Source organism: Ruegeria sp. AD11(2025) (assembly GCF_056542405.1).
On record NZ_JBQFZU010000165.1, the window covers coordinates 1 to 540 of the forward strand.

General features: G+C 46.5%; 1 protein-coding gene. It reads left to right on the top strand.

Translation table 11 applies throughout. From position 1 onward, the window contains the following. Positions 1–117: 117 nt before the first annotated feature. On the top strand, positions 118–540 hold a 423-nt coding region (locus ACR1XY_RS24905; RefSeq protein ID WP_480597561.1), incomplete at its 3' end, for a sulfotransferase family 2 domain-containing protein.

Sequence of the window (540 nt, forward strand, 5' to 3'; positions counted from 1 at the left end):
TGACTGGATTTGCACGCAAAGTGGATGTTCGGAAATAGCTTAGACTTGGTTGCGAGCGATGATTGACTGTTGAGCCTTTGCAACGTAACACGCGTGGCCACAGTCGAGGAGGCTACTTTGGAAGACCGAGTTTTGTTCTTTTGCCACATCCAAAAGACTGGAGGTCAAACGATATGCAATTTGATCCAGCAGGCCTTTGGTTGGGAGAATTGCCTAAAGGTATGGGATCCTGCATTCGGTGCTGATGTTTCGCCGTTAGATTTTGCGGATTTAGAACCCCAAGAGTTAAGAAGGTACAAAGCGATTGTCGGACACCTTCCTATTGGTGTGTTTCTTAGAAATCGTACCGCCAGAAAGCTATATGAAGGTGGGAAGGTTCTGATGGCTGCAAGCGTCAGAGAGCCCGTTGCAAGAATAGTCAGTAACTACAACTATCAGTTGTTAAACCCGCACCTGAAGGGCACTTCATATGAAGTCACACAGTCTCTGGATGAATTTGCGTTGGACGTGCCGGAAAACTTCCAGTCAAGATATCTAATG